Annotated in this window: 30 protein-coding genes; 21 read left to right on the forward strand and 9 right to left on the reverse strand. The window is 68.3% G+C overall.

Going from position 1 to position 26,727, the window contains the following annotated elements; all coding sequences use genetic code 11:
- Window positions 1-55: 55 nt before the first annotated feature.
- The 14 genes from FBZ89_RS01655 to FBZ89_RS01720 all read left to right on the forward strand — a co-directional run bounded on the left by FBZ89_RS01655 (window position 56) and on the right by FBZ89_RS01720 (window position 10,692).
- Window positions 56-1,279 carry a urate hydroxylase PuuD gene (locus FBZ89_RS01655; RefSeq protein WP_145748285.1) on the forward strand — a complete coding sequence of 408 codons (1,224 nt, stop codon included), beginning with the start codon at window positions 56-58 and terminating at the stop codon, window positions 1,277-1,279.
- 14 nt (window positions 1,280-1,293) lie between these two features.
- Window positions 1,294-2,616: a guanine deaminase gene (gene guaD / locus FBZ89_RS01660; protein WP_145748286.1), complete on the forward strand. Its 1,323-nt coding sequence runs from the start codon at window positions 1,294-1,296 to the stop codon at window positions 2,614-2,616.
- A gap of 73 nt (window positions 2,617-2,689) precedes the next feature.
- Window positions 2,690-2,950, forward strand: a complete 261-nt coding sequence (locus tag FBZ89_RS01665; RefSeq protein WP_145748287.1) for a CopG family ribbon-helix-helix protein — start codon at window positions 2,690-2,692, stop codon at window positions 2,948-2,950.
- Window positions 2,947-3,261 carry a type II toxin-antitoxin system RelE/ParE family toxin gene (locus tag FBZ89_RS01670; protein ID WP_145748288.1) on the forward strand — a complete coding sequence of 105 codons (315 nt, stop codon included), beginning with the start codon at window positions 2,947-2,949 and terminating at the stop codon, window positions 3,259-3,261. The genes FBZ89_RS01665 and FBZ89_RS01670 overlap by 4 nt, the downstream gene beginning before the upstream one ends.
- A gap of 71 nt (window positions 3,262-3,332) precedes the next feature.
- The gene (locus FBZ89_RS01675; protein WP_145748289.1) at window positions 3,333-4,265 is read left to right on the forward strand and encodes a LysR family transcriptional regulator; all 933 of its coding nucleotides are present in this window, start codon (window positions 3,333-3,335) and stop codon (window positions 4,263-4,265) included.
- Between the two features lie 229 nt (window positions 4,266-4,494).
- Window positions 4,495-5,316, forward strand: a complete 822-nt coding sequence (locus FBZ89_RS01680; RefSeq protein ID WP_145748290.1) for an urease accessory protein UreD — start codon at window positions 4,495-4,497, stop codon at window positions 5,314-5,316.
- Window positions 5,317-5,329: 13 nt separating this feature from the next.
- Window positions 5,330-5,632, forward strand: coding sequence for an urease subunit gamma (locus FBZ89_RS01685; RefSeq protein ID WP_004273333.1), 303 nt, complete (start codon window positions 5,330-5,332; stop codon window positions 5,630-5,632).
- A gap of 15 nt (window positions 5,633-5,647) precedes the next feature.
- Window positions 5,648-5,965 carry an urease subunit beta gene (locus FBZ89_RS01690; RefSeq protein WP_040847580.1) on the forward strand — a complete coding sequence of 106 codons (318 nt, stop codon included), beginning with the start codon at window positions 5,648-5,650 and terminating at the stop codon, window positions 5,963-5,965.
- Complete coding sequence (gene ureC, locus FBZ89_RS01695) at window positions 5,965-7,677, forward strand: urease subunit alpha (protein WP_145748291.1); 1,713 nt, start codon at window positions 5,965-5,967, stop codon at window positions 7,675-7,677. Before FBZ89_RS01690 ends, ureC begins: the two co-directional genes overlap by 1 nt.
- Window positions 7,678-7,688: 11 nt before the next feature.
- Window positions 7,689-8,270 carry an urease accessory protein UreE gene (locus tag FBZ89_RS01700; protein WP_246171981.1) on the forward strand — a complete coding sequence of 194 codons (582 nt, stop codon included), beginning with the start codon at window positions 7,689-7,691 and terminating at the stop codon, window positions 8,268-8,270.
- Window positions 8,185-8,955 (forward strand): urease accessory protein UreF, encoded by a 771-nt coding sequence (locus tag FBZ89_RS01705; RefSeq protein ID WP_246171982.1) that lies wholly within the window; start codon window positions 8,185-8,187, stop codon window positions 8,953-8,955. The genes FBZ89_RS01700 and FBZ89_RS01705 overlap by 86 nt, the downstream gene beginning before the upstream one ends.
- A complete protein-coding gene (ureG, locus tag FBZ89_RS01710; protein ID WP_145748292.1) occupies window positions 8,952-9,575 on the forward strand; it encodes an urease accessory protein UreG in 624 nt (207 codons plus the stop codon). Before FBZ89_RS01705 ends, ureG begins: the two co-directional genes overlap by 4 nt.
- A gap of 56 nt (window positions 9,576-9,631) precedes the next feature.
- Complete coding sequence (locus FBZ89_RS01715; protein WP_145748293.1) at window positions 9,632-10,234, forward strand: HupE/UreJ family protein; 603 nt, start codon at window positions 9,632-9,634, stop codon at window positions 10,232-10,234.
- A gap of 2 nt (window positions 10,235-10,236) precedes the next feature.
- Window positions 10,237-10,692 (forward strand): hypothetical protein, encoded by a 456-nt coding sequence (locus FBZ89_RS01720; protein WP_145748294.1) that lies wholly within the window; start codon window positions 10,237-10,239, stop codon window positions 10,690-10,692.
- Here the strand turns inward: FBZ89_RS01720 and FBZ89_RS01725 are convergent.
- The 7 genes from FBZ89_RS01725 to FBZ89_RS31135 all read right to left on the reverse strand — a co-directional run bounded on the left by FBZ89_RS01725 (window position 10,668) and on the right by FBZ89_RS31135 (window position 15,546).
- The gene (locus FBZ89_RS01725) at window positions 10,668-11,255 is read right to left on the reverse strand and encodes a hypothetical protein (RefSeq protein ID WP_145748295.1); all 588 of its coding nucleotides are present in this window, start codon (window positions 11,253-11,255) and stop codon (window positions 10,668-10,670) included. The genes FBZ89_RS01720 and FBZ89_RS01725 overlap by 25 nt on opposite strands.
- Window positions 11,256-11,374: 119 nt before the next feature.
- Window positions 11,375-11,953: a PH domain-containing protein gene (locus tag FBZ89_RS01730; protein ID WP_145748296.1), complete on the reverse strand. Its 579-nt coding sequence runs from the start codon at window positions 11,951-11,953 to the stop codon at window positions 11,375-11,377.
- Between the two features lie 10 nt (window positions 11,954-11,963).
- Complete coding sequence (locus FBZ89_RS01735; protein WP_145748297.1) at window positions 11,964-12,830, reverse strand: Rap1a/Tai family immunity protein; 867 nt, start codon at window positions 12,828-12,830, stop codon at window positions 11,964-11,966.
- Window positions 12,831-12,959: 129 nt separating this feature from the next.
- Window positions 12,960-13,460, reverse strand: coding sequence for a GNAT family N-acetyltransferase (locus FBZ89_RS01740; protein ID WP_186457134.1), 501 nt, complete (start codon window positions 13,458-13,460; stop codon window positions 12,960-12,962).
- Window positions 13,457-14,914 carry an alpha/beta hydrolase family protein gene (locus FBZ89_RS01745; protein WP_186457135.1) on the reverse strand — a complete coding sequence of 486 codons (1,458 nt, stop codon included), beginning with the start codon at window positions 14,912-14,914 and terminating at the stop codon, window positions 13,457-13,459. Before FBZ89_RS01745 ends, FBZ89_RS01740 begins: the two co-directional genes overlap by 4 nt.
- 132 nt (window positions 14,915-15,046) lie before the next feature.
- Window positions 15,047-15,343: a hypothetical protein gene (locus FBZ89_RS31130; RefSeq protein WP_211115064.1), complete on the reverse strand. Its 297-nt coding sequence runs from the start codon at window positions 15,341-15,343 to the stop codon at window positions 15,047-15,049.
- Entirely contained in the window at window positions 15,328-15,546 is a 219-nt protein-coding gene (locus tag FBZ89_RS31135; RefSeq protein WP_211115065.1) for a hypothetical protein, read from the reverse strand. The genes FBZ89_RS31130 and FBZ89_RS31135 overlap by 16 nt, the downstream gene beginning before the upstream one ends.
- Before the next feature lie 169 nt (window positions 15,547-15,715).
- Here FBZ89_RS31135 and FBZ89_RS01755 point away from each other — a divergent pair, with 169 nt between their 5' ends.
- Window positions 15,716-16,636, forward strand: a complete 921-nt coding sequence (locus FBZ89_RS01755) for a LysR family transcriptional regulator (protein ID WP_145748300.1) — start codon at window positions 15,716-15,718, stop codon at window positions 16,634-16,636.
- 84 nt (window positions 16,637-16,720) lie between these two features.
- Here the strand turns inward: FBZ89_RS01755 and FBZ89_RS01760 are convergent, their stop codons facing one another.
- Window positions 16,721-17,452 (reverse strand): tetratricopeptide repeat protein, encoded by a 732-nt coding sequence (locus FBZ89_RS01760; RefSeq protein WP_145748301.1) that lies wholly within the window; start codon window positions 17,450-17,452, stop codon window positions 16,721-16,723.
- A 193-nt stretch (window positions 17,453-17,645) separates the two neighbouring features.
- On the opposite strand from FBZ89_RS01760, the gene FBZ89_RS01765 reads away from it, so the two are divergent.
- From FBZ89_RS01765 to FBZ89_RS01790, 6 genes are all read left to right on the forward strand, one after another.
- A complete protein-coding gene (locus FBZ89_RS01765; RefSeq protein ID WP_145748302.1) occupies window positions 17,646-18,143 on the forward strand; it encodes a formate dehydrogenase subunit gamma in 498 nt (165 codons plus the stop codon).
- Entirely contained in the window at window positions 18,140-19,711 is a 1,572-nt protein-coding gene (locus tag FBZ89_RS01770; protein WP_145748303.1) for a formate dehydrogenase beta subunit, read from the forward strand. Before FBZ89_RS01765 ends, FBZ89_RS01770 begins: the two co-directional genes overlap by 4 nt.
- Window positions 19,712-19,725: 14 nt before the next feature.
- A complete protein-coding gene (gene fdhF / locus FBZ89_RS01775; RefSeq protein WP_145748304.1) occupies window positions 19,726-22,587 on the forward strand; it encodes a formate dehydrogenase subunit alpha in 2,862 nt (953 codons plus the stop codon).
- Window positions 22,584-23,459 carry a formate dehydrogenase accessory sulfurtransferase FdhD gene (gene fdhD, locus FBZ89_RS01780; RefSeq protein ID WP_145748305.1) on the forward strand — a complete coding sequence of 292 codons (876 nt, stop codon included), beginning with the start codon at window positions 22,584-22,586 and terminating at the stop codon, window positions 23,457-23,459. The genes fdhF and fdhD overlap by 4 nt, the downstream gene beginning before the upstream one ends.
- Window positions 23,449-23,664: a formate dehydrogenase subunit delta gene (locus FBZ89_RS01785; protein ID WP_040846996.1), complete on the forward strand. Its 216-nt coding sequence runs from the start codon at window positions 23,449-23,451 to the stop codon at window positions 23,662-23,664. The genes fdhD and FBZ89_RS01785 overlap by 11 nt, the downstream gene beginning before the upstream one ends.
- 242 nt (window positions 23,665-23,906) lie before the next feature.
- Window positions 23,907-25,421: an OFA family MFS transporter gene (locus FBZ89_RS01790; protein ID WP_246171983.1), complete on the forward strand. Its 1,515-nt coding sequence runs from the start codon at window positions 23,907-23,909 to the stop codon at window positions 25,419-25,421.
- Between the two features lie 468 nt (window positions 25,422-25,889).
- Here FBZ89_RS01790 and FBZ89_RS01795 read toward each other — a convergent pair whose 3' ends face one another.
- Window positions 25,890-26,672, reverse strand: a complete 783-nt coding sequence (locus FBZ89_RS01795) for a 3-hydroxybutyrate dehydrogenase (RefSeq protein WP_145748307.1) — start codon at window positions 26,670-26,672, stop codon at window positions 25,890-25,892.
- Window positions 26,673-26,727 lie beyond the last annotated feature (55 nt).

Consider the following 26,727-nt stretch of genomic DNA (forward strand, 5'->3'; position numbering starts at 1 on the left):
CCGCCAGCGCCCGTAGCGTTGTGCGGTTGCGGCATAAAAGCGGGGCGGCGGGGCGATGGCGTTCATTTTCTGGGAATGGGTCAATACGCTGGCGCGCTGGCTGCACATCGTGGCGGCGGTGGCGTGGATCGGATCCTCCTTCTACTTCATGGCCTTGGACGCCAGCCTGCGCAAGCGGCCGCACCTGCCGCAGGGCGTGCAGGGGGAGGCGTGGCAGGTCCACGGCGGCGGCTTCTACAACATGGTGAAGTATCTGGTGGCGCCCAGTCAGATGCCGGCTGAACTCACCTGGTTCAAGTGGGAGGCGTATACCACCTGGCTCAGCGGCTTTTTCCTGCTGTGCGTCCTCTACTACCGGGGGGCGGACCTGCTGCTGATCGATCAGTCGGTCATGGCCCTGACGCAAGGGCAGGCTATCGCCCTCAGCATCGGCCTGCTGGCCGCCGGCTGGGTCGTCTATGACCTGCTGTGCCGATCCCCCCTGGGCCGGCACAACGGGGCGCTGGCGGCGGTGGGCTTTGTCTTCCTGGTGGCGGCCTGCTGGGGCACGACCCATGTCTTCAGCCCGCGCGGCGCCCTGCTGCAGATGGGGGCGCTGATCGGCACCATGATGGTGGCCAACGTCTTCCTGCTGATCATCCCCAACCAGCGCAAGGTGGTGGCGACGCTGCTGGCCGGCGGCACACCGGACGCCAGCCTGGGCAAGGCCGCGAAGCAGCGGTCCATGCACAACAACTACCTGACCCTGCCGGTCGTCTTCCTGATGATCGGCAACCATTATCCGCTGACCTACGCCACCCGCTACAACTGGGTGATCTTCGCCGTCATCCTGGTGGTGGGCGCCAGCGTCCGCCACTTCTTCAACACCAAGCACGCGGGCAAGCCGGCGCCCTGGTGGACCTGGGGCGTGGCCGCCGCCGGCATCCTGCTGACCGCGTGGCTGAGTGCACAAGGGTCGGCCGATGGCGGCCCGGCCGCCAGCGCCGCAGCACTCACCGTCCCCTTCGCCCAGGCGCAGGAGGTGGTGATGAACCGGTGCAGCATGTGCCACACGGCGGCCCCGGCCTGGGACGGCATCAGCGCCCCGCCGCATGGCGTCATCCTTGACAATCCGGGCGATATCCTGCGCCATGCCGACGACATCCGGCGCCAGGCCGCGCTCAGCAGCGCCATGCCGCCCGGCAATGTCACCCTGATCACGCCGGAGGAACGGGCCATCCTGGCCGCCTGGTCCGCCGGTGCGGCATCGCCCCACATGGCATCCGCAAGCGTCCCGTAACCTGGATATTCGTCATGGCGTTCACCCCCGGAACCACCGCCTTGCGCGGCCGGCTTTTGACCTTCCTGCGCGCGCCCCAGGGGCCGGGCGACCGCGACAGCTATCGCTACATCGCCGACGGCCTTGTGGTGGTGACCGCCGGCCGCATCACGGCGGTGGGGGAGGCGGCGGACCTGCTGCCCACGCTGCCGGCGGGGATGGCGGTGGCGCATTATCCCGACGGCCTGATCCTGCCGGGCTTCATCGACACCCACATCCACTTCCCCCAGACCCAGGTCATCGCCTCCTACGGGACGCAGCTGATGGAGTGGCTGGAGAAGTACACCTTCATTGAGGAACAGCGCTACGCCGACCACGCGCACGCCAGCCGCAACGCCCGCTTCTTCCTGGATGAACTGGCGCGCAACGGCACGACGTCGGCCGTGGTCTATGGCAGCGTGCACCCCGGCTCGGTCAAGGCCCTGTTCACCGAGGCCGAGGCGCGCGGCGTGGGCCTGGTGGCGGGCAAGGTCATGATGGACCGCCACGCCCCCACCGCCCTGACCGACACGGCTCAGACCAGCTACGATCATTCCAAGGCGCTGATCGGCGCCTGGCACGGCGTGGGCCGCCAGCGCTACGCCGTCACGCCGCGCTTCGCCATCACCTCAACGCCGGAACAGCTGGAGGCGGCGGGTGCCTTGCTGCGTGAGCATCCCGGCGTCTACATGCAGACCCACCTGTCGGAGAACCATGAGGAGATCCGCCAGGTGGCGCGCCTGTATCCCGAGGCGGCGGACTACCTGGATGTCTACGACCGCTTCGGCCTGCTGGGCGGCCGCTCGCTGTTCGGCCACTGCATCCATGTGAGCGAGCGGGAAATGGCCCGGATGCATGAGACGGCGTCCGCCGCCGTCTTCTGCCCCACCAGCAACCTGTTCATCGGCAGCGGCCTGTTCGACCGCGCCGCCCTGGAAAACCCGGCCCGGCCGGTGCGCCTGGGCCTGGCCACCGACGTGGGCGGCGGCACCAGCTATTCCCTGCTGCGCACGGCGGGGGAGGGGTACAAGGTGCTGCAACTGCGCGGCCAGAGCTGGCCGGCGCTGGCCGCCTTCGACCTCATGACCCGGGGCAACGCCGCCGCCCTGGGCCTGATGGAGGAGATTGGCCAGATCGCCCCCGGCCGCTACGCCGACCTGGTGGTGCTGGACGCCTCCGCCACCCCCGCCATGGCCCACCGGCGCGAGGCCATCCAGGGCGACCTGGAGGAGGAGCTGTTCCTGCTGATGACCCTGGGCGACGACCGGGCGGTGCGGGCGACCTACATCCAGGGACAACGGGTGCATGACCGGGATTAAGATGGCATCTGAGGTGCGCCTGTGCGAAGATGTGTACATCTGAATACCGGCCGCTAATATGAAGAGAAGCGCCATGTCTAACAGCACCACTCTGACCGTCAGGCTCAAGCCCGAGGTTAAGGACCAGCTCGCTGCGTTGTCGGTGCAGACCAACCGAACCCGCTCCTATTTGGCGGCGGAGGCCATTGCTGACTATGTGGCACGGGAAATCGCCTTGGTTGAAGGAGTCCAACGCGGCTTGGCCGATATTGAGGCTGGCCGGTTGATACCACACGATCAGGCGATGGATGAACTGGACGCGGCGATTGAGGAAGTTGCGCGGAGCCGGGGGTGAAGCGGTCCGTCATCTGGTCCCGCGATGCGTTGGACGAGCTGATAGGCATCGCGCGTCACATTGCCAAAGACAATCCGGAAGCTGCCCGCAAGGTGGCTGTGGCCATCCGCGCAACGGGCAGCGCCTTGGGGCAGCGCGCCTTGGGGCGTAAAGGGCGCGTTACCGGTACCTATGAAAAGGTGGTGGCGGACCTGCCTTATATTATCGCCTACAAGTTCATTGCCAAACCAACTGGCGGCGAAGCTCTGGTGATCCTGCGCATTGTGCACATGACCCGTGATTGGCCGCCGGATGCATGGCCGGCGAACTGAAGAAATTTTAGTTAGGCCCCGGTTTTGCAGGGGAAGTCCGGACATAAGCCTAGTGTTTGGGGGATGGGGTGATGGCCCTGCTGGAGAACATGCAGGTGTTCGTGCGCGTGGTGGACCTGGGCAGCCTGTCGGCGGCCGGGCGGAACCTGCGCATGTCGCCGGCCCTGGTCAGCCACCGCATCCAGCAGTTGGAGGCGCACCTGGGCGCCCGCCTGCTGAACCGCACCACCCGCCAGCTGCAGGCCACCGAAACCGGCCAGGTCTTCTACCAGCACTGCCTGGAGGTGCTGGAGGCGGTGGAGCGGGCGCACAGCAGCATCGCGGCGGAGGGCGGCGCGCCGTCCGGCAGCGTGCGGGTGACGGCACCGCTGGGCTTCGGCCGCCGTGTGCTGAGCCCGCTGGTGCCGGAATTCCGCGCCGCCAACCCCATGGTGGATGTGCGCCTGCGCCTGTCCGACCATCTGCTGGACCTGCTGCGCGAGTCCGTGGACATGGCCATCCGCATGGCCACGCTGAAGGACAGCAGCTTCGTCGTGCGCAAGATCGCCGACCTGCGGCGTGTGCTGGTGGCGGCACCCCGGTACCTGGAGGCGCGCGGCCGGCCCAAGGCGCCGTCCGACCTGCTGGAACATGACTGCCTGCTGCTGCGCTTCCCCGGCACGCAGCAGTACCGCTGGACACTCACCAGCCCCGGTAAGGATGAGAGCAAGAGCACCAAGCTGTCCATCGCCGGTCCCATGGACGCTGACGATGGTGATGTGTTGACCCGCTGGGCGGTGGACGGCCACGGCATCGCCCTGAAACCCCTGTGGGAGGTGGCGGACGAGGTGAAGTCCGGCGCGCTGGAGATCGTGATGCCCGAGCATCCGCCGGAGCCGGTGCAACTGGCCATCGTCTACCCGCACCGGGCGCTGCTGCCGGCCAAGGTGCAGTCGCTGTCCGACTTCCTGGTGCCGCGCGTGCGCAGCCTGCTGGCCGCCAGCCACCCGGATGCGGTGATGTGAGAAGGGGCGGCCGGTACGTCAAATGACGTATGGGGGCTGCCAATCTTTTAGGCGCACATCGCCAGGCGCCCAATTTATGGGCGATGGTCTTTGCCCGCGCGGGCGCTCGTGCCATGCTGACCGCATGGTCAAGTCTTGGCACGGCGGTTGCGAACCAACGGCCGGGAAACAATGGGGTGGCCTGGAATGATGCGGCGGGGGGATATGCCAAGGGAGAACAGGGGACGTCATGCCTGACGCCGCCCTGCCGTCGGCTACCCGTTTGCAGCGCCTGGAGGGCCGCGTCGTCTTCGCCGTGAAGGCGGATGCCGAGGGCGTCACCCGCCTGGACCGCCTTTATCAATCTGGCTCCGCCCGCCTGCGCCTGCCCAAAGGGCCTGGGCTGGAGGGCGTGCTGATCAACACCGGTGGCGGCCTGACCGGCGGCGACGTGCTGGAGACGGAGGTGATTGTGGCGGCGGGCGCCCATGCCACCGTCACCACGCAAGCCGCCGAGAAGGTGTACCGCGCCAGCGCGGGCGAGGCGGGGGTGGTGAACCGGCTGACGGTGGCCGGCCGGCTGGACTGGCTGCCGCAGGAAACCATCCTATTCGACGGCGCCCGCCTCTGCCGCCGGCTGGAGGTGGAGATGGAACCGGACGCCACCCTGCTGGCGGCGGAGGCCACGGTGTTCGGCCGCACCGCCCGGGGGGAGCGGGTGACCCACGGCCTGTTCCGCGATGACTGGCGCATCCGCCGGGGCGGGCGCCTGGTCTATGCCGACGCCGTGCGCTTGAGCGGCGACATCGATGCCCAGTTGTCCTGCGCGGCGGTGGCCGGCGGCGGGCGGGCGGTGGCGTCCTGTCTCTACATGGCGGCGGACGCCGAGGCCCGGGTGGACGCGGTGCGCGACTTGCTGCGCGTCGAGGGCGTGAGGGCCGGGGCCAGCGCCTGGAACGGCCTGCTGGCCCTGCGCCTGGTGGCCGCCGACGGGCAAGCCCTGCTGCGGGCCTGGGCGCCGCTGATTGAACATCTGCGCGGGATGGCCGTCCCGCGCGTCTGGCGTTGCTGAGGGAGGATATGCGGTGAATCTGACCCCGCGTGAGAAGGACAAGCTGCTGATCGCCATGGCGGCCATGGTGGCGCGCCGCCGCCTGGAACGGGGCGTGAAGCTGAACCATCCCGAGGCCATCGCCCTGATCACCGACTTCGTGGTCGAGGGCGCGCGCGACGGCCGCCCGGTGGCGGAGCTGATGGACCAGGGCGCCCATGTGGTGGGCCGCCACCAGGTGATGGAGGGCATCGCCGAGATGATCCCGGACGTGCAGGTGGAGGCGACATTCCCCGATGGGGTGAAGCTGGTCACCGTCCATAACCCGATCCGCTGAGGTGCCGTGATGACGATGATCCCGGGACAAGTCTTCACCGCCGAGGGGGAGATCGAGCTGAACGCCGGCCTGCCCACGGTGACGCTGGACGTGGCCAACACCGGCGACCGGCCCATCCAGGTCGGTTCCCACTTTCATTTCTTCGAGACCAATGCCGGCCTGAGCTTCGACCGCGCCCAGGCCTACGGCCATCGGCTGGACATCCCCGCCGGCACGGCGGTGCGGTTCGAGCCGGGACAGACCCGCACCGTCACCTTGGTGCCCTATCGCGGCGCCCGGACTGTGTACGGCTTCAACGCCCAGGTCTCGGGTGCGCTGAAAGGGGGCAACTGATGGCCGTGAAGATCAGCCGCGCCGCGTATGCGGACATGTTCGGTCCCACCGTGGGCGACCGCGTGCGCCTGGCCGACACCGACCTGATCGTGGAGGTGGAGAAGGACTACACCACCTATGGCGAGGAGGTGAAGTTCGGCGGCGGCAAGGTCATCCGCGACGGCATGGGCCAGTCGCAGGCGACCCGCGCGCAAGGGGCGGTGGACACCGTCATCACCAACGCCCTGATCATCGACCATTGGGGCATCGTCAAGGCCGACGTGGGCCTGCGCGACGGCCGCATCCACCACATCGGCAAGGCCGGCAATCCCGACGTGCAGCCGGGGGTGGACATCATCGTCGGCCCGGGGACGGAGGTCATCGCGGGTGAGGGCAAGATCCTGACGGCCGGCGGCATCGACACCCACATCCACTTCATCTGCCCGCAGCAGATCGAAGAGGCGCTGATGTCCGGCGTCACCACCATGCTGGGCGGTGGCACCGGCCCCGCCACCGGCACCAACGCCACCACCTGCACGCCGGGGCCCTGGCACCTGGCCCGCATGCTGGAGGCGGCGGAGGCCTTTCCCATGAACCTGGCCTTCGCCGGCAAGGGCAACGCCGCCTTGCCGGCGGCGCTGGAGGAACAGGTGCGCGCCGGTGCCGCCGCCTTGAAACTGCATGAGGACTGGGGCACCACCCCGGCCGCCATCGACACCTGCCTGGATGTGGGTGACCGTTTCGACGTGCAGGTGATGATCCATTCCGACACGCTGAACGAGTCCGGCTTTGTGGAGGACACCATCGCCGCCTTCAAGGGCCGCACCATCCACGCCTACCATACCGAGGGGGCGGGCGGCGGCCACGCGCCGGACATCATCAAGGTCTGCGGCCTGGCCAATGTCATCCCGTCCTCCACCAATCCGACGCGGCCCTACACCCGCAACACGGTGGACGAGCATCTGGACATGCTCATGGTCTGCCATCACCTGGACCCCAACATTCCCGAGGACGTGGCCTTCGCCGAAAGCCGCATCCGGCGCGAGACCATCGCGGCGGAGGACGTGCTGCACGACCTGGGCGCCCTGTCCATCATCTCTTCCGACAGCCAGGCCATGGGGCGGGTGGGGGAGGTGCTGATCCGCACCTGGCAGACGGCGCACAAGATGAAGGTGCAGCGCGGCCGGCTGGCGCAGGAGACGGGGGAGAACGACAACGCGCGGGTGAAGCGCTACATCGCCAAGGTTACCATCAACCCCGCCATCGCCCATGGCATGAGCGCGCATGTCGGATCCATCGCCGCCGGCAAGCTGGCCGATCTGGTGCTGTGGTCGCCGGCCTTCTTCGGGGTGAAGCCGGATTTGGTGTTGAAGATGGGCACCATCGTGGCCGCCCCCATGGGCGACCCCAACGCCAGCATTCCCACGCCGCAGCCCGTGCACTACCGTCCCATGTTCGGCGCCTATGGCCGCGCGGTGCGGCGCAGCGCCGTCACCTTCGTCTCGCAGGCGGCCCTGGACGATGGCCTGGGCCAGCGCCTGGGGCTGGAGAAGACCCTGCTGGCGGTCAGCAACACCCGGGGCGGCATCGGCAAGGCCGCCATGGTGCACAACAACGCCACGCCGCATGTCGAGGTGGATCCGGAAACCTATGAGGTGCGGGTGGACGGCCAGATCGTCACCTGCGAGCCCGCCGACGTGCTGCCCATGGCGCAGCGCTATTTCCTGTTCTGAGGATCCCCGCCTTGAGTGAAGACCTTTCCCCCGCGACCGATCTGCCCAGGGCGCACACCGTCCTGCCCGCCGGCTATTGGGATGCCGCCAAGGCCGCCGGCACCGTGACGCTGGATTTCGACCACCGCTGCCGCCGGCGCCTGCGGCTGGAGCGGGACGGCGGGGATGGCCCCTTGATGCTGGACCTGCCCAGCCCCCGGCATATCCGCCATGGCGATGGGCTGGTGCTGACCGGCGTGGGCATTGTGGCGGTCAAGGCGGCGCCGGAGGACCTGATGGAGGTGCGGTGCGAGGCCATCGGCGACCTGTTGCGGATGGCCTGGCACATCGGCAACCGCCACATCCCGGCCGAACTGCGCGGCGACCGCCTGCGCATCCGCGCCGACCATGTGCTGGCCGACATGCTGACCGGCCTGGGCGCCATCGTCACCCCCGTCTCCGCCCCCTTCGATCCCGAGGGCGGCGCCTATGGCGACAGCCCGGCCGGCGGCGGCCATGGGCACGGCCATGGCCATTCGCATGGCCACGGGCATGATCACGACCATGACCACGGTCACCATCATCACGATCACCATGCGCACGGCCATGGCTGAAACCGTGGCCGACGCTGCCGGCGTCTACCGCCTCATGACCTGGCTGACGGCGTCCTTCCCGGTGGGCGCCTTTTCCTACAGCCATGGCCTGGAATGGGGGGTGGAGGACGGCACCATTCGCACGGTGGATGCGCTGGTGGCCTGGGTGGATGACCTGCTGACGCTGGGGTCCGGCTGGAACGATGCCGTGCTGGCGGCGGCGGCCTGGCGCGCCTCGGCGGCCGGCGACTGGTCGGGCCTGGCCGAGGTGGCGGACCTGGCGGCCGCCCTGACGCCCACGGCGGAGCGGCGGCTGGAAACCCTGTCCCAGGGCCGCGCCTTCGCCGCCGCCATCGCCTCGGCCTGGCCTTGTGAGGCCGTCGATCGGCTGAAGGCCATGGGCGGCGATCTCGCCTATCCCGTGGCGGTGGGGGCGGTGGCGGCCGGCCATGGCCTCGGCCTGCCCGCCACCCTGCTGGGTTACCTGCACGGCTTCGTCGGCAACCTGGTGTCGGCGGCCCTGCGCCTGGTGCCGCTGGGGCAGACGGACGGCCAGCGGGCGCTGGCGCGGCTGGAACCGCTGGTGCTGGCCACCGCCGGCCGGGCGGCGCCCAGCACGCTGGATGATCTGGGCGGGGCGGCCTGGGTGGCCGACATCGCCTCCATGAACCACGAGACGCAATACACGAGGTTGTTCCGCTCATGAGCACGTCTTCTCCCCATGGGCCCCTGCGGGTGGGCATCGGCGGCCCCGTCGGCTCCGGCAAGACCGCGTTGATGGAGGCGCTGTGCAAGCGGTTCCGCGACATCTACAACATCGTTGCCATCACCAACGACATCTACACCAAGGAGGACGCGCTGATCCTGACGCGCGTCGGCGCCCTGGATCCTGACCGCATCCTGGGGGTGGAAACGGGCGGCTGCCCCCACACCGCCATCCGCGAGGACGCGTCCATCAACCTGGCGGCCGTGGACCAGATGAACGCCAAGTTCCCGGGCCTGGACATCATCCTCATCGAATCCGGCGGCGACAACCTGGCCGCCACCTTCAGCCCGGAGCTGGCCGACATCACCATCTACGTCATCGACGTGGCGGCGGGGGAGAAGATCCCGCGCAAGGGCGGTCCCGGCATCACCCGGTCCGACCTGCTGGTCATCAACAAGATCGACCTGGCCCCCCTGGTGGGTGCCAGCCTGGAGGTGATGGACAGCGATACCAAGCGCATGCGGGGGCAGCGCCCCTACGTCTTCACCAACCTGAAGACGGCGCAGGGACTGGACGTCGTCACCCGCTTCATCGAACGCGCCGGCGGCCTAGCCGCCTAGTGCGCATTGGGCGGCTTGGCCGCCTAACAGAACCAGCCAATCAAGGGAACCCGACCATGATGCACCGCCGCCTGTTGATCGCCCTGACCGCCGCCGCCGCATTCATGCCCGCCATGGCCATGGCCCATCCGGGCATGCCGGGCCACACCCACGGCTTCACCGATGGCTTCGCCCATCCCTTCGGCGGGTTGGACCACCTGGCCGCCATGACGGCGGTGGGCCTGTGGGCCGGCCAGCAGGCCCGAGGCGGGCAGGGTGCCCGCGCCGTCTGGCTGTGGCCGCTGGCCTTCCTGGCGCTGCTGGTGGCCGGCGCCATCGCCGGGGCCAACGGTTTGGCCCTGCCCGGCGTGGAATGGGGCATCGTCCTGTCGGTGGCCGCCCTGGGCTGGCTGACCGCCTTCGGCGCCCGCTTGCCCCTGGCCGCCGGCGCCGCCCTCATCGGTGTCTTCGCCCTCTGCCACGGTGCCGCCCATGGGGTGGAGATGCCGGCGGATGCCGATGGCCTGGCCTACGGCCTGGGCTTCGTCACCGCCTCCGCCGCCCTGCACCTGGCCGGCGTCGCCCTGTCGCGCCTGGCGGAGCGCGCCGGCTTGGCCCTGGCCCCGCGCCTGGCCGGCCTGGGCCTGGCGGCCCTGGCGCCGCTGTTGCTGGTGGTGTGAGGATGCGCGTGCCGCTTGCCGTCCTGGCGCTCCTCACCGCCACCCCGGCGATGGCGGCCGCATCTCCCCAATGGATCGCCAACGGGGACAAGGCCGGCATCGCCTACGACGGGGCGGGGGAGTTCTCGGACATGGCCCTGACCTGCGAAGAAGGTCCCCTGACCCTGTGGCTGGAGGCTGACTGCGGCGGCGCGGACACGTGCCCGGTAGCGCTGATCGTGGATGGACGGTCCGTTCCCTTGGGCCTGGGCCGTTACCAGCCTGATGGCATGGGCGGCATCCTGGTGCCGATGGAGGGCCGCGCCAGGGCGATTGATCGCCTGGCCAAGGCGCATCACTTGCGGCTGCGTGTTGGCAGGACGCTGACATCCGAGAGGGCGACGGCCGGCTTGGAAGCGGCCATCGGGGCGCTGCGGGCCGCATGTCCGGGCGCTCAGCACCCGACGCCCACGGCATAGAAATGCGCGCCCAGGGCCGTGCGAACCCAATAGCCATAGGGGCAGGCGAGGTCGGTATGCTCGGCGCGGGCCTTCCAACTCGCGGACTGGCGCTCCGGCGGCAGGGTGACTTCATCGCTCTCGTCATAGACCAGGCTGGTCAAGGCGACGATGAAGCCGCCCCAGCCCCAGAGCATCAGCTTGGGCTGGCCCATATCGGGCGTGGCGCGGATCAGGGCCAGATACTCTTGGTATTCGATCATGAAGTGCAGGCGATCCCCCAGGGTCTGCGCGCCGCCCATGACCAGGCGGGGTTGCACCACCGTCACCAGAAAGGCCAGGGGCAGCAGCGCCAGGGACACGGCGCGCCGGGGCTGCCCCTGCCGCCGGGCCCGTACCGCCAGGCTTGCCGCCCGCATCGCCGCCGCGCACCACAGGGCGAGAACCAGCAGGAGGGCCAGGGCATCGAACGGCGGCTCCCACTCCAGCGCCGCGTCGACCATGACCAGACCGGCGGAGACGGTGGCCATGGCCAGCACTGGCCACAGGGCGGGGCGGTCAGCGGCGGGAATGGCGATGGTCATGGGGTTCCCCGGCGGTGGTCGAACAGCCGCCACGCTACCCGCCGCCGGCCCCGGGATGGCGGGCATTTTTCCCGCAGAAACCGGCACTTATCGTGCAGAATCTATGCAGGGCTCGGGCGTCAGTCCCCCCGCGCCCGGCGCTTGGCCTCGCGTACGCGGGCATAGACCTGCTCCGCCGCCGGGATCAGTTCGAAGGTGGGCACGGCGGGCTTTCCGGTCCACAGGGTCATGCCCATGTCGTGGCGGCCGAACAGGCTGACCTCCGGTCCGAAGGCGACGGAGCCGCTGCCATCGTCCGCCAGGTCCAGCCGTATCTCCCCCAGCGACGTCAACTCCAGGCTCTGCCTGCTTTTGGGGGACAGGATCAGGATGCGCTGGTCGGTGAGGGCGTACACCGTACGCGCCCGGCGATACGCGTCATGGAAAAAGCGCCCAATGACGAAATAGAGGCCGAACAGCACGAAGGGCAGGCCCCACAGTCTGAAAAACAGCGGTGCGCCCGTCGTGGTCACGCCGGCTTCCCAGAAGATCGCAAATCCCGTCCACAACAGCGAAAACGGGATCAGTAGCGTATCCCGCTTGCGCAGTCGCGGCCCCTGTGCCGGCACGCCCTGCCACAACAGCCTTTCGCTCGGCTCGAGCGCCATGGCCAGGGCCGGGAAGGGTATCGTGGGTGTGAGCATATCGGTCACGGTCATCCCCGCGCCGTCATTGGGCCGGCCTGTCCGCCTGTGGCGCGCCGGATGGCGGCGCCTGACGGCTTTTCTCCACGGTGGCGATGGCTTTCGCGATGCCTTCGCGCAATTCCTTGCGGTCTTTTTGGGCCACGGCATCCCACTGATCCTTCGGGATGGTCAGTGGCTGGGGCGGGCTGGTGGCGTCCGCCCCCAGGTGGCGGCGCATCGCGCCCAGGCCGTGCAGGGCGATCCAGCGGTGGTCGTAGTTATAGGGCGTGGTTTCATCCCACTGGATGACTCGGTCGATGATGGCGCTCAGCTTCGCCATGTCGTCGAATTGCGCTTTGCGCAATTCGGGCGGCACCATCGCCATCAAGGCGCCTATGCCGGCCCCGGCCGACGGGTCCGTGCATAGCCGTCCGTCGAAGGTGCCACGCAGCAGGCCAGCATTCAGCCAGAAGATGGCGCCGTCAACATCACCTTCCTGGAACAGGATCTTGGCCATGGGGAAGAAGACGACGGGGGCGTAATTTCCGGCATTGTTCTTGATGGTGTCGATCAACGGGTCGCTTTCGCGCCCAGTCGTCTTGACCAGGGTCTGCATGGTCGCCATCACCGCGCTGTTGTCGATGGTGGCATATTCATCGGCGGCTGCCGGTGCCGGGGCACTGGCCTTGGCGCAGGGGTACATTTGTGCCAAGGCGGCCAGGACCTGCGGTTCCGTCGGGGCATCGGGCAGGCGATGCTCCTGATTGTACCGTATCAGGGCCTGCAAGGTGCCGCCGGGCGTGGCGCTGGCCGGCAGGCAGAATGTTTTGCCATTGTTCGTCTTCAGCAGGCCCATGAACCATTTGACTTCGCTGTCATCATCCGCCTTGGCCAAGGCGGATGGGGGCAATCCCACGGAACCCCACAGCAGTATGACAAGAAGGCAAAGACGGTGGAAAGGTCGGTGTTTATTGAATAAAGACAATCGCGCACCTGTGTTAATCAGACATCAATAATGCGGTGATATTGCAACGATATTCTAACTGACCGGGCGCCACAACACTTCCCGTGTCGCCGGATCCACGGTGATGGTCTGACGCTCCATTGTCGCGCGCAAGGCTGGCCCCACACGCTCCGCCGGCATGGGCGTATAACCGTGGCGGCGGAACCACGGGCCATTCCAAGGCGGCGCCTTGAAGGTGGTCAGCGTCAGGGCCTCGGCGCCCAGGGCGCGGGCGTCACTCAATGCCTGGGCCAGCAGGGCGCGGCCGATACCCCGGCTGCCGGCCTCGGGTACCACCGAAATATTGGCGAGGTAAAGCTGGCCGTCCTGCGGTTGCAGCAGGATGAAGCCGGCTGGCCGTCCCGCATGCTCGGCCACCCACACCGTGCCGGCCGCCAGGCGCTCCAGAGCGATGGGTGGCCGGGTGGCGATGAAGGCCAGGTCCGGCCAGGCGGCGTAGCGGCGGCGGGCGGCGGCTTCCAGCGCCTGAAGGGTCGGCAACTCGTCAGGCCGGGTCGCACGCAGACGCACGCTCACGGCTTGGTGGCCCCGCTGCGCGCCGCCACCCAGTCGGTGATCAGGTCCAGGGCCACGGGCGCGATCGTTTCGGGGATGCGGGCGTATTCGGTGGGGGCGCCGGTGTCGGCGGTCTGGAACATGTGGTTCAGGCCCGGCACCTCGCGCACCTCGGCCTTGGGGTCGTCGGCCAGGGCCGCGCGCAGGGCCGGCAGGTTTTCGGAGGCTGAGACCTGCAGATCCTTGGACCCCACCAGGGCCAGAACGGGCAGGCGCAGGGTGCGCAGGGCGGGGGCGGGGTCGTAGGTCAGGAACCAGCGGTACCAGGGCTTGGTCACCGCCTCGATCACCGCTTCGGAGGTGGCGATGCGGTTGTCGCCGCCCATCATGCCGCCCTGCAGCAAGATGCGCAGGCGGGCGCGGGCGCGTTCCGGATCCGGTTCGTCCTTCACGATGGCGTATTCGCGGCGGTCCATGTCCACCAGGCGCTCGGCCCCGGCGGCACCCACGCCGGTGGCGCCGGCGATCAGGCGCTTCTGGCTCAGCAGGATGCTTTCCCCGTCCACCCCTGGGCCGGCCATCAGCACCAGCCAGGCGATGTTGCGGTCGCGGCTGGCCACCATGGGGGCGATCAGTCCGCCCTCGCTGTGGCCGATCAGGCCGATGCGGCGCGCGTCGATGTCGGCGCGGCCGCGCAGATAGGCCACGCCGGCGGCGGCGTCGGTGGCGAAGTCGGGCGTGGTGGCGGCGTCGAAATCGCCGGTGGATTGGCCGACGCCCCGGTCATCCACCCGCAGCACGGCGATGCCGCGCCGGGTCAGCGCGTCGGCCAGCACCAGGAAGGGCTTGTGGCCTTCGATGGTTTCATCGCGGTCCTGGGGGCCCGACCCGGTGATCAGCAGCGCGGCCGGAAACGGGCCCTTGCCCGGCGGCAGGGTCAGGGTGCCGGCCAGCCGGACGCCGAATGCGGCCGGGTTGTCGTAGGCCACGCTGACCGTGCGATAGGGGAAGGGCGGCCGGGGTACCTGGGGCCGCGCCTGTTCCGCCTGGATCTGCGCCGTAGTCAGGCGCGTCAGGGACAGCGGGCGGGACTGGCGGGCCTGTCGCCAGGTGCCGGTCAGGGTCTGCCCGTCGGCCGACAGCGTGCCGGTATAGCCGCCCAGCACGGCCGGGATGTCGAAGGTGACCGTGTCGCCCTCGCGGCTGATGCTGGGGATGGGCAAGCCCTGGACCTGCTGGTCGACGCTGTCCAGCGTGCCGGCCAGGGCGGGGGCGCCGCCGGGCCCGGGGGCGGCGGTTACATGAAACTCCAGCCGCAGGCGGGTCAGCCCGGTGTCCAGGGTGCCCCGCCAGTCGCCGGTCAGGGCGGCGGCGGGTGCCGCCGCTGTCGCCTGGGATGGCGACGGTGCCGTCCGGGCGGCACCAGGCGGGGGGCCGCCGGCGCAGGCGGCCCACAGCAGCACCGTCATCCGCATCCAAGCCCGCCGTCGCACCGTCCACAGCCCTTCGCCAACCGGTCGCCCCGACATGAGCGTGGGGTCGCCGGCCGGCGCTGTCCAGGGGGTAAGAGGTGGTGTGGCGGCGGGGATGGGGGGCAGCCGCAAGGGTCAGGCGGTGACGGCGGCCCGCCGGACGCCGGGGTGGAAGCGGCGGGTCGCCAGAATGCCGGCCACCACGAACAGCAGCAGCAGGACGCCTTCCGCGGCGCCGAAGGGCGGCTCGCTGCCCGTGGGCGCCAGCGCGTGCAGGGCCGGCACCTTCAGGAAGGACTGGGCGACGGCGACGAAGGCCAGCAGGAAGACGCTGGCGGTCAGGCCGGCGGCGTAGATCCAGCGCCACGCCCCGCGCAAGCCGAAGGCGTAAAGGGCGGCGCCCGCCGCCACCAGGATCAGCAGAGACAGCACCCCAAGCCGTGCGAGGGCAGGAAGCCGGTGAAGGGAAAGCCGAAGCCGGTGACGTCGGTCAGGACGGCCGCCGCCAGGTAGCAGGCCGTCAGCGCCGGTGGCACCCGGCCGCTGAACAGGCCGGCGATCAGAACCAGCCCGGCGGCAAGGGCCAGCAGGCTGAGGTCGGTGTGGAAGCCCACGTAACTGCTTGGATCGAACATGGTATGGTCCCTGTTCCATGAGAAAGCGGTCCGGGGCCGCTTGCCACCAATTTGGCACCCTCTCTCATGCGCGGTCTTGTATCCGCAGACCCTGTTCGCGGATCATGCGCGGGACGCGGGGGACCGGGAACGGGGTTCCCGATCAAGGGAAGGGGGGGCGCCGCACGGCATGATCGACAAGCTGGAATTCTTCATCGCGCTGGCCCGGGAACAGCATTTCGGCCGCGCGGCGGAGGCCTGCGGTGTCACCCAGCCCACCCTGTCGGCCGGCCTGAAACAGTTGGAGGAGCAGCTGGGCGTGCTGCTGGTCAACCGCGGCGCGCGCTATATGGGTCTCACTCAGGAGGGGGAGCGGGTGCTGGACTGGGCCCGCCGCATCGTGGGCGACGCCCGCGCCATGCGGCAGGAGGTGCGCGCCCTGCGCCACGGCCTCAGCGGCCATCTGCGCATCGCCGTCATCCCCACGGCGCTGGCCATGGTGCCCATTCTGACCACGCCCTATCGCGAGCGGCACCCGGGCGTGAAGTTCACCGTGCTGTCGCGCACCTCCATCGAGATCCTGCATCTGCTGGAGGGGCTGGAGATCGACGCCGGCCTCACCTACCTGGACAACGAACCCCTGGGCCGGGTGCGCACCGTGCCCCTGTACCGCGAACAGTACCGGCTGCTGATCTCCCGCGACAGCCCGCTGGGGGCCCGCGCCCAGGTCAGCTGGGCCGAGGTGGGGGAGATACCGCTGTGCCTGCTGACGCCGGACATGCAGAACCGGCGCATCATCGACCGGCTGCTGGCCATCGCCGGCGCCACGTCGGCGCCGACCCTGGAATCCAATTCCATGATCGTGCTGTTCTCGCACGTGCGCACGGGCAAGTGGGCCAGCATCATGCCCGAGGTGCTGACCACCGCCTTCAACTTCCCGGAAGAGATCCGGGCCATCCCCATCGTCGACCCGGCGGCGGTGCATGACATCGGCCTGGTGGTGCCTTATCGCGACCCCATGACCCCCCTGACCGCCGCCTTGGTGGCCGAGGCCAAGAAGGTGGCCCGCACCTTTGGCGAGCCCATGGCCCCCGTCGATGGGGCGCGATGACACCGGTCTGGCGACCAAAAAGAAACCCCCGGGGCTAGGGCCGCTCCGGGGGCTGATTTGACGTGGCGGCGCTTAGGCCGGCGCTTAGTTCGACGCCACCAGCTTCTGGCGGACATCGGCCAGCAGGGCCCGGGCCTCGGCGCGGCGGCCGGCGTCCCACACGGGCTGCGTCACCGACACCGGCGCCTCCAGCGCGTGGGCCAGCACCTTGGCCGAGCGCTCGTACTCACCCTGCTGTGACAGGAACTCACCGTAGAAATAGTTGGATTCCAGCCCGTTAGGGCTCAACGCGATGCCGCGCTCCAGATACTTGCGGGCCTTGCTGTCGCTGCCGAAGCCGATGGGGAAGCCCGGCATCAGATAGTAGAGCGAGCCCAGGTTGACGGCCGACGCGCCGTCCAGGGCGGTGGGATCGATCCTATCGGCCTGTTCGAACAGGTCGCGGGCCTTGCGCACCAGGTCCAGCGAACCGGCATTCTGCTCATAGCCGGCGATGCTGCCCAGGATCAGGGCGGTGCTGATCATTGGCTCGGCCCGGCCGGGGTAGCGGCTCTGCAGCTCGTTGGCGCGGACCAGCAGGTCCCGCATCTTCAGGGCCTGGGCCTTGTCGTCGTGCATCTGGTACTTGATGACCGACCAATCGCGCAGCAGCTGCGTCACGTCCTGCGTCATCGCCGGGTCGGTGGGCTGGGCGGCCACCGGGGCCGCCGCCATGACCGAAGCCGGGCTATCGACCGAGGCGGCCTGCACCGCGATCGGGGCCGCCAGCATCAGGCTCAGCAAGGTTGAGGTCGCAACTAAAATACGCGCACGCATGATCCACGTCCCAGTGACGGGCGTCCTAATTTGGGCGTCCTATATGGTTTCAATGTGCCGCGGGCGGGCGAAAGCGGGCCGGGCGGCGTGATAGAGGTTTTCTATCGCAACATGGAACAGCTTCGTTGATTAAGTTCCGGCGATAGCCAACTTCTAATGACAGGGAGATTGCCTGAGAAGTGAGGCCGCTGCTGTGACGTCTGCCACAACTAGTACCCCGTGGGACCGTGAAAAGGCCGCTGAAGTCATTGCGGCGCACCAAAATCTCGAAGGGCCTGCATTGCCGATACTGCATGCCTTGCAGGAGACCTTCGGCCACGTCCCCCAGGACGCGATACCCCTTCTGGCGGAGGCGCTGAACCTTTCCCGCGCCGATGTTCATGGAATTGTAAGCTTTTACCACGACTTTAAAGAGGCGCCCGGTGGCCGCCACGTGGTGAAGCTGTGCCGGGCCGAGGCGTGCCAGTCCATGGGCGGCCATGCGCTGGCTGAAGGATTGTTGCATCGCCTGGGTCTGGACTGGGGCGGCACCACCGGCGACGGTCAGGTGACGATTGAACCTGTCTATTGCCTGGGCCTGTGCGCCTGCGCCCCGGCGGCCCTGATCGACGGCCGTCCCCTGGGCCGCCTGAACCGCGAACGCCTGGACGCCGCCGTGAACGAGGCCCGCAACGATTGGTCGACGCCATGAGCACCCGCATCTTCATTCCCCGCGACGTGGCCGCCCTGGCGGTGGGCGCCGACCAGGTCGCGCGCGCCGTCGAGGCGCAGGCCGCCGCCCTGGGCGTCGCCGTCACCATCGTGCGCACCGGCTCGCGCGGTCTGTTCTGGCTGGAACCGATGGTGGAGGTGGAAACGCCCTTGGGCCGCATCGCCTACGGCCCGGTGCAGGCCGGCGACGTGGCCGCCCTGTTCGCCGCCGGCTGGCTGACCGGCGCCACGCATCCCCTGCGCGTCGGCCGGCCGGAAGACCACCCCTTCCTGGCCCGGCAAACGCGGCTGACCTTCGCCCGCTGCGGCATTGTCGATCCCCTGTCGGTGGAGGATTACAAGGCCGCCGGCGGCTATCGCGGCCTGGCCAAGGCCATCGAGGCGGGCGGGGCCGCCACGGTGGAGGCGGTGACCAAGTCCGGTCTGCGAGGACGCGGCGGCGCCGGCTTCCCCACCGGCATCAAGTGGAAGACGGTGCGCGACGCAGTTGCGGATCAGAAGTACATCGTCTGCAACGCCGACGAGGGCGACAGCGGCACCTTCGCCGACCGCATGATCCTGGAGGGCGACCCCTTCTGCCTGATCGAGGGCATGACCATCGCCGGTCTGGCGGTGGGCGCCACCCGGGGCTACATCTACTCCCGCTCCGAATACCCGCACGCCAACGCCACCATGCGGGCGGCGCTGGACATCGCGCGCGCCGCCGGCCTGCTGGGCCGCGACATCCTGGGCTCCGGCCTGGAGTTCCACCTGGAACTGCGCGTGGGGGCCGGCGCCTATGTCTGTGGCGAGGAAACGGCGCTGCTGGAAAGCCTGGAGGGCAAGCGCGGCGTCGTGCGGGCCAAGCCGCCGCTGCCGGCACTGAAGGGCCTGTTCGGCCGGCCCACCGTGGTCAACAACCTGCTGTCCCTGGCCACCATTCCCGTCATCATGGATTTGGGCGCGCAATACTACGCCGACTTCGGCATGGGCCGGTCGCGCGGCACCATGCCCATCCAGCTGGCCGGCAACGTCCTGCATGGCGGCCTGTTCGAGACGGCCTTCGGCCTGACCCTGGGTGAGATCGTGATGGAGGTGGGCGGCGGTACCGCCAGCCGCCGTCCGGTCCGCGCGGTGCAGGCGGGCGGTCCTCTGGGCGCCTACCTGCCGCCCAGCCAGTTCGACACCCCGTATGATTACGAGGCCTTCGCCGCGCGCGACGCCCTGATCGGCCACGGCGGCCTGGTGGTGTTCGACGACACGGTGGACATGGCGCACATGGCGCGCTTCGCCATGGAGTTCTGCGCCGAGGAATCCTGCGGCAAGTGCACGCCCTGCCGCATCGGGTCCACCCGGGGGGCGGAGGTGGTGGACCGCATCCTGGCGGGCCGGGACGTGGCGGCCAACATCGCGCTGCTGGAAGACCTGTGCAACACCATGAAGTTCGGATCGCTGTGCGCGCTGGGGGGCTTCACGCCCTATCCGGTGTTGAGCGCCATCCGCCACTTCCCCGAAGACTTTCATACCCGCAATTCCCCGGGCCGGCCCCTGCCGGCTGCGGCAGAGTGAAGGAGGGTCCGGCCATGGGCTTGGTTCCTGAGATCGACTACGGCACCCCGCATCCCCGCGGCCTGAAGGGCGACACCGACGCCAGGATGGTCACCCTGACCATCGACGGCGAGACGGTGACGGTGGCGGAGGGCACCTCCATCATGCGCGCCGCCATGGATAGCGGCGTCACCATCCCCAAGCTGTGCGCCACCGACACGCTGGACGCCTTCGGCTCCTGCCGGCTGTGCCTGGTGGAAATCCAGGGCCGGGCGGGCACCCCCGCGTCCTGCACCACGCCGGTGGCCCCGGGCATGGTGGTGTCCACGCAGACGGAACGGCTGAAGCGCCTGCGCAAGGGGGTGATGGAGCTGTACATTTCCGACCACCCGCTGGACTGCCTGACCTGTGCCGCCAACGGCGACTGCGAGTTGCAGGACATGGCGGGCGCCGTGGGCCTGCGCGAGGTGCGCTACGGCATGGAGGGGGCCAACCACCTGGGCCAGGCCAAGGACACCTCCAACCCCTATTTCACCTTCGACCCATCGAAGTGCATCGTCTGCTCCCGTTGCGTGCGGGCCTGCCAGGAAGTGCAGGGCACCTTCGCGCTGACCATCCAGGACCGGGGCTTCGCCAGCAAGGTTTCGGCCGGCATGGACGAGGATTTCATGGACAGCGAGTGCGTCAGCTGCGGCGCCTGCGTCCAGGCCTGTCCCACCGCCACCCTGATGGAAAAGTCGGTCATCGAGATCGGCCAGCCGGAGCATTCCGTCGTGACCACCTGCGCCTATTGCGGCGTGGGCTGCAGCTTCAAGGCGGAGATGCGCGGGACCGAGCTGGTGCGCATGGTCCCCTACAAGGACGGCGCCGCCAACCGGGGCCATTCCTGCGTGAAGGGCCGCTTCGCCTGGGGCTACGCCACCCACCGCGAGCGCATCCTGAAGCCCATGATCCGATCCCGGATCACCGACCCGTGGCGCGAGGTCTCGTGGGAAGAGGCCATCAGCTACACCGCCGGTGAGTTCAAGCGCATTCAGGAGAAATACGGCCGCGCCTCGGTCGGCGGCATCACCTCCTCCCGCTGCACCAATGAAGAGACGTATCTGGTGCAGAAGCTGGTGCGCGCCGGCTTCGGCAACAACAACGTCGATACCTGCGCCCGGGTCTGCCACTCCCCCACCGGCTATGGCCTGGGCACGGCCTATGGCACCTCCGCCGGGACCCAGGACTTCGACAGTGTCGAGGATACCGATGTCGTCATGATCATCGGGGCCAACCCCACCGACGGCCATCCGGTGTTCGGCTCCCGCCTGAAGAAGCGGCTGCGCCAGGGCGCCAAGCTGATCGTCGTCGATCCGCGCCGCATCGACCTGGTGAAGACCCCGCACGTGCAGGCAGCCCACCACCTGCCGCTGCGTCCCGGCACCAATGTCGCCGTGGTCACCGCCATCGCCCACGTCATCGTCACCGAGGGCCTGGTGAACGAGGCCTTCGTGCGCGAACGCTGCGACTGGGACGAGTTCCAGGACTGGGCGGCCTTCGTCGCGGAGGAGCGCCACAGTCCCGAGGCCATCGCCGAGTATACCGGCGTGCCGGCGGCCGAGCTGCGCGCCGCCGCCCGCCTCTACGCCACCGGCGGCAACGCCGCCATCTACTACGGCCTGGGCGTGACGGAGCACAGCCAGGGCTCCACCACCGTCATGGCCATCGCCAACTTGGCCATGGCCACGGGCAACCTGGGCCGGCGCGGCGTGGGCGTGAACCCGCTGCGCGGCCAGAACAACGTCCAGGGCAGCTGCGACATGGGCTCCTTCCCCCATGAGCTGCCGGGCTATCGCCATGTCCATGACGATGCCACCCGCGCCATCTTCGAGGACATGTGGGGCGTTACCCTGGAGAAGGAGCCGGGCCTGCGCATTCCCAACATGCTGGACGCGGCCGTCGATGGCACCTTCAAGGGCCTGTACGTCCAGGGCGAGGACATCGTGCAGTCCGACCCCGACACCCATCACGTCACCGCCGGCCTTGAGGCCATGGAGTGCGTGGTGGTGCAGGACCTGTTCCTGAACGAGACGGCCAACTATGCCCATGTCTTCCTGCCCGGCTCCACCTTCCTGGAGAAGGACGGCACCTTCACCAACGCCGAACGGCGCATCAACCGCGTGCGCCGGGTGATGCCGCCGCGCAACGGCTATGCTGATTGGGAAATCACCCAAATCCTGTCCAACGCCCTGGGCTATTCCATGACCTACAGCCACCCGGCGGAGATCATGGCGGAGATCGCGGCCACCACCCCCGGCTTCCGCAACGTGACGTACCAGATGCTGGATGAACGCGGCTCCGTCCAATGGCCCTGCAACGACGATGCGCCCGAGGGCACGCCCATCATGCACATCAACGGCTTCGCCCGCGGCAAGGGCAAGTTCGTGCTGACGGAATACATCCCCACGGATGAGCGCACGGGCGCCCGCTTCCCCTTGCTGCTGACCACCGGCCGCATCCTCAGCCAGTACAATGTCGGTGCCCAGACCCGGCGCACGGCCAACAGCGAATGGCACAAGGAGGACAGGCTGGAAATCCACCCGCACGACGCGGAGAATCGTGGCGTGCGCGACGGCGACTGGGTAAAGCTGCAAAGCCGCGCGGGCGAGACCACGCTGCGTGCTCTGATCACCGACCGGGTGTCGCCCGGCGTGGTCTACACCACCTTCCACCACCCCATGACCCAGGCCAACGTGATCACCACCGACTATTCCGACTGGGCCACCAACTGCCCCGAATACAAGGTGACGGCGGTGCAGGTCAGCCCCAGCAACGGCCCGTCCGACTGGCAGGAGAAGTACAAGACCCACAGCGACCTCAGCCGCCGCATCGTCGGCACGGATGCCGCTGAATGACGGACCGGGTGACGCCGGTGCCGCAGGCCCTGCCGGATGCCAGCCGCCCGGCGACCCGCGTCGCCTGGCGCGACGGCGTCCCGCTGGAAGGGACGCGCGTGGTGGCGGAGGAGACGGCCGTGGCCATCAGCTACGACAGCGCGGCCTACTCCGTGCTGATGGCGACCCCGCGCGACCTGGAAGACTTCGCCCTGGGCTTCAGCGTGACCGAGGGCATCATCACAGGCCGCGCGGACATTGCCGACCTGGACCTGGTGGTGGTGCCGGAAGGGGTGAACGTCCGCCTGTGGCTGGCCAAGACCCCGGGGGAGGCGCTGGAACGCCGCCGCCGCCGCCTGGCCGGGCCCATGGGCTGCGGCCTGTGCGGCCTGGAAAGCCTGGCGGAGGCGACACGGGCCCTGCCGGTGGTGCCGCAGGGCTTCACCATCGATGCGGCCCAGGTGGCCGCCGCGCGCGACGACCTGGCCAACCATCAGCCGCTGTTCGAGCAGACGCGTGCCGTCCACGCCGCCGGCTTCTGGCGTCCGGGCACGGGCATGATGGCGGTGCGTGAGGACGTGGGCCGCCACAACGCGCTGGACAAGCTGGCGGGCGCCCTGATCCGGGGCGGCGTCGATGCCGCGTCCGGCCTGGTGGTGATGAGCAGCCGGGTGTCGGTGGAACTGGTGCAGAAGGCGGCCGCCATGGGCGTGCCGGTGCTGGTGGCGGTCTCCGCCCCCTCCGCCCTGGCCATCCGCACGGCCGAGGCCGCCGGCATCACGCTGGTGGCGGTGGCCCGCCGCGACGGATTCGAGGTTTTCACCCATGCCGGCCGGATCGTGCCGGGCGATGGGGCGGAAGCGAAGCAAGGGAATACACGGCATGTCGCCTGACAAGCTGGTCTACATGGCCAATCAAATCGGCAAGTTCTTCACCTCCCAGCCGGGCGACAAGGCGGCGGCCGGCATCGCCAACCACATCGCCAAGTTCTGGGAACCCCGGATGCGCCAGGCGATCCAGGCGCATGTGGCCCAGGGCGGCGGCGGATTGGACCCAGAGGTGCTGAAGGCGGTGGAAAGTCTGCCCAAAGTAAATTAGACTATCTGTGTAGAATAAAAACAGTACACCGGGGGGATGGATGGCGTTCCTGAAAGGAGCGTCCGTCTGCTTTTTGCTGTCTTAAAATAAAGTGGGAGACGTCAATGAGTGTGGCAACTTCGGGCCCCACGGGTGGAAGCTCGTCCGGCTCGATCCTGGATCGCGAAAGGATAGTCGCAAAGGCGGGTTTTAACCGGTGGCTGGTGCCGCCGGCGGCGCTTGCCGTTCATCTTTGCATTGGCATGGCCTATGGCTTCAGCGTGTTCTGGCTGCCGCTGTCCAAGGCCCTGACGGGCACGGATGAGGCGGCGTGCAAGAACATCTCGCTGATGGCGGCGCTGACCACCACCGACTGCAACTGGCGGGTTGCGGACATCCAGATCATGTACACCCTGTTCTTCGTCGTCCTGGGCTCGGCGGCGGCCCTGTGGGGCGGCTGGCTGGAACGGGTCGGCCCCCGGCGCGCCGGTGTCGTCGCCACCTTCTGCTGGTGCGGCGGCATGGTGGTGTCGGCGATGGGCATCATGGTCCATCAGCTCTGGCTGGTGTGGCTGGGCGGCATCGTCGGCGGCGTGGGCTTGGGGCTGGGCTACATCTCACCGGTCTCCACCCTCATCAAATGGTTCCCCGACCGGCGCGGCATGGCCACCGGCATGGCCATCATGGGCTTCGGCGGCGGCGCCATGATCGGGTCGCCCCTGGCCAACATCCTGATCAACCAGTTCAAGGGGCCGGACGGCCCGGGCGTGTGGCAGACCTTCCTGGTCATGGCCGCGATCTATTTCGTCTTCATGCTGGCCGGCTCTTTCGGCTATCGCATTCCGCCCGCCGGCTGGCGGCCGGACGGCTGGATGCCGCCGGCGGCGGCGCAGCGGGCCATGATCACCCACGGCCACGTGCACCTGGACAACGCCCACAAGACGCCGCAGTTCTGGCTGATCTGGGCGGTGCTGTGCCTGAACGTCAGCGCCGGCATCGGCGTCATCGGCATGGCCTCGCCCATGCTGCAGGAAATCTTCGCCGGCAAGCTGATCGGCCATCCCGAGCTGGGCTTCGACCAGCTGGATCCGGGGCAGAAGACGGCCATCGCCACCATCGGCGCGGCCTTTGCCGGCTTGATCTCGCTGTTCAACATCGGTGGCCGCTTCTTCTGGGCCTCCATGTCGGACAAGCTGGGCCGCAAGATGACCTACTGCGTCTTCTTCGTCCTGGGACTGGTGCTGTACGCGGCGGCGCCCAGCCTGGCCCGCGCCGGCAGCGTGGCGCTGTTCGTGCTGGCCGTCGGCGTCATCCTGTCCATGTATGGCGGCGGTTTCGCCACCGTGCCGGCCTACCTGGCCGACATCTTCGGCACCCAGTTCGTGGGCGCCATCCATGGCCGGCTGCTGACCGCCTGGTCGGTGGCCGGCATCGTCGGCCCCATCCTGGTCGGCTACATCCGTGAGGCGGAACTGGCGCTGAAGGTGCCGAAGGATCACGTCTACGACGTCACCTTCTATGTCCTGGCCGTGTTCCTGATCATCGGTCTGCTCTGCAACCTGGCCATCAAGCAGCTGCCGGCCAAATGGTTCATGAGCGACGCGCAGGTGGCGGCCTTGCAGGCCAAGACCGCGAACGCCAATGCCGCCGGTGGTTCCTTCGGCATCGGCCGGGGCGGCCTGAACGGCCCGGCCATGCTGGCCTGGCTGGCGGTGGGCCTGCCCATCCTGTGGGGCGTGTGGACCACCCTGCAAAAGGCCACGCCGCTGTTCAACTGAGCAGCGCGCGATCGGGGTCCGATGATGAGAGCGTGTCTGGATGCCAGGTACGCTCTCATCGTATAATCTGGCGGACGGTGTCTTGATTTAGATTTAGTAGTGACGCATGGATGGAATCTGGAAATGGATGGCCACTGCAGGCTTTGCCGCGCTTGGTGCCCTAGGGGTAATTCTCATTTTTCCTGTATTTATAGCTTTCGTGATGTCTTTCGATGGCGGGAATGGGGGTCGTGAGGCGTGGATTGTGAGATGTGTGCTCTTAATCTTCCCATTTATTCTTATTACGATCGCGGCGTTGCCATTTACTGTTTTTAGTCGAGTTCACTATAAAGCCAAGACCATCACCGCCACAGTGATTTGGTTTTTCCTGATATTCGGTTGGCGTCTAATTTCCTCACGGTGAGAGGCAAAAGTTAAGGGCGCCTCCCTTGCGGGAAGCGCCCTTTGTGGCACGGGATGTTTGTGCGCTTACTGCGCGGTCCAGCCGCCATCCATGGGCAGGGGCACGCCGGTCATCTGGGCGGCGGCGTCGGTGCAGAGGAAGGCGGCCAGTTCGCCCAGCTCTTCCGGCGTGGTGAACTTCTTGGACGGCTGCTTTTCCGACAGCAGCTTCAATTCGGCATCCTTCTCGCTGATGCCGTCCTTGGCCGCCATGTCCTTGATCTGCTTTTCCACCAGCGGCGTCAGCACCCAGCCGGGGCAGATGGCGTTGGCGGTGATGTCGATCTCGGCCGTTTCCAGGGCCGCCACCTTGGTCAGGCCGACGACGCCGTGCTTGGCCGCGACATAGGCCGCCTTGTGCGGGCTGGCCACCAGGCCGTGGGCGGAGGCGATGTTGATCAGCCGGCCCCAGCCCTGCTTCTTCATGTAGGGCAGGGCGTAGTGCATGCCCCAGAACACGCCGGACAGGTTGATGGCGATGATGGCGTTCCACTTGTCCTCGGGGAAATCCTCGATGGCGGCCGTGTACTGGATGCCGGCGTTGCTCACCAGCACGTCGATGGACCCGAAGGTCTCCACCGTGGTGTCGATCATCTCCTTGATGGAGGACGGCTTGGAGATGTCGGCGGCGTTGTAGGCGGCCCGCACGCCGAACTCGCTTTCCAGGCCGCTGCGGATCTTCTCGATCTCCGCCGCGTCGCCGAAGCCGTTCAGCATGATGTTGGCGCCCTTGGAGGCCAGGACGCGGGCGATGCCCAGGCCGATCCCGCTGGTGGAACCGGTGATGACGGCGGATTTACCCTTCAGCATGACTACCCCTATAAGTTGAGGACGTTCGGTGAATCTCGATTCCGTTGGCATCGCG

It is taken from the genome of Nitrospirillum amazonense, assembly GCF_007828045.1.
Classification (GTDB): domain Bacteria; phylum Pseudomonadota; class Alphaproteobacteria; order Azospirillales; family Azospirillaceae; genus Nitrospirillum; species Nitrospirillum amazonense_C.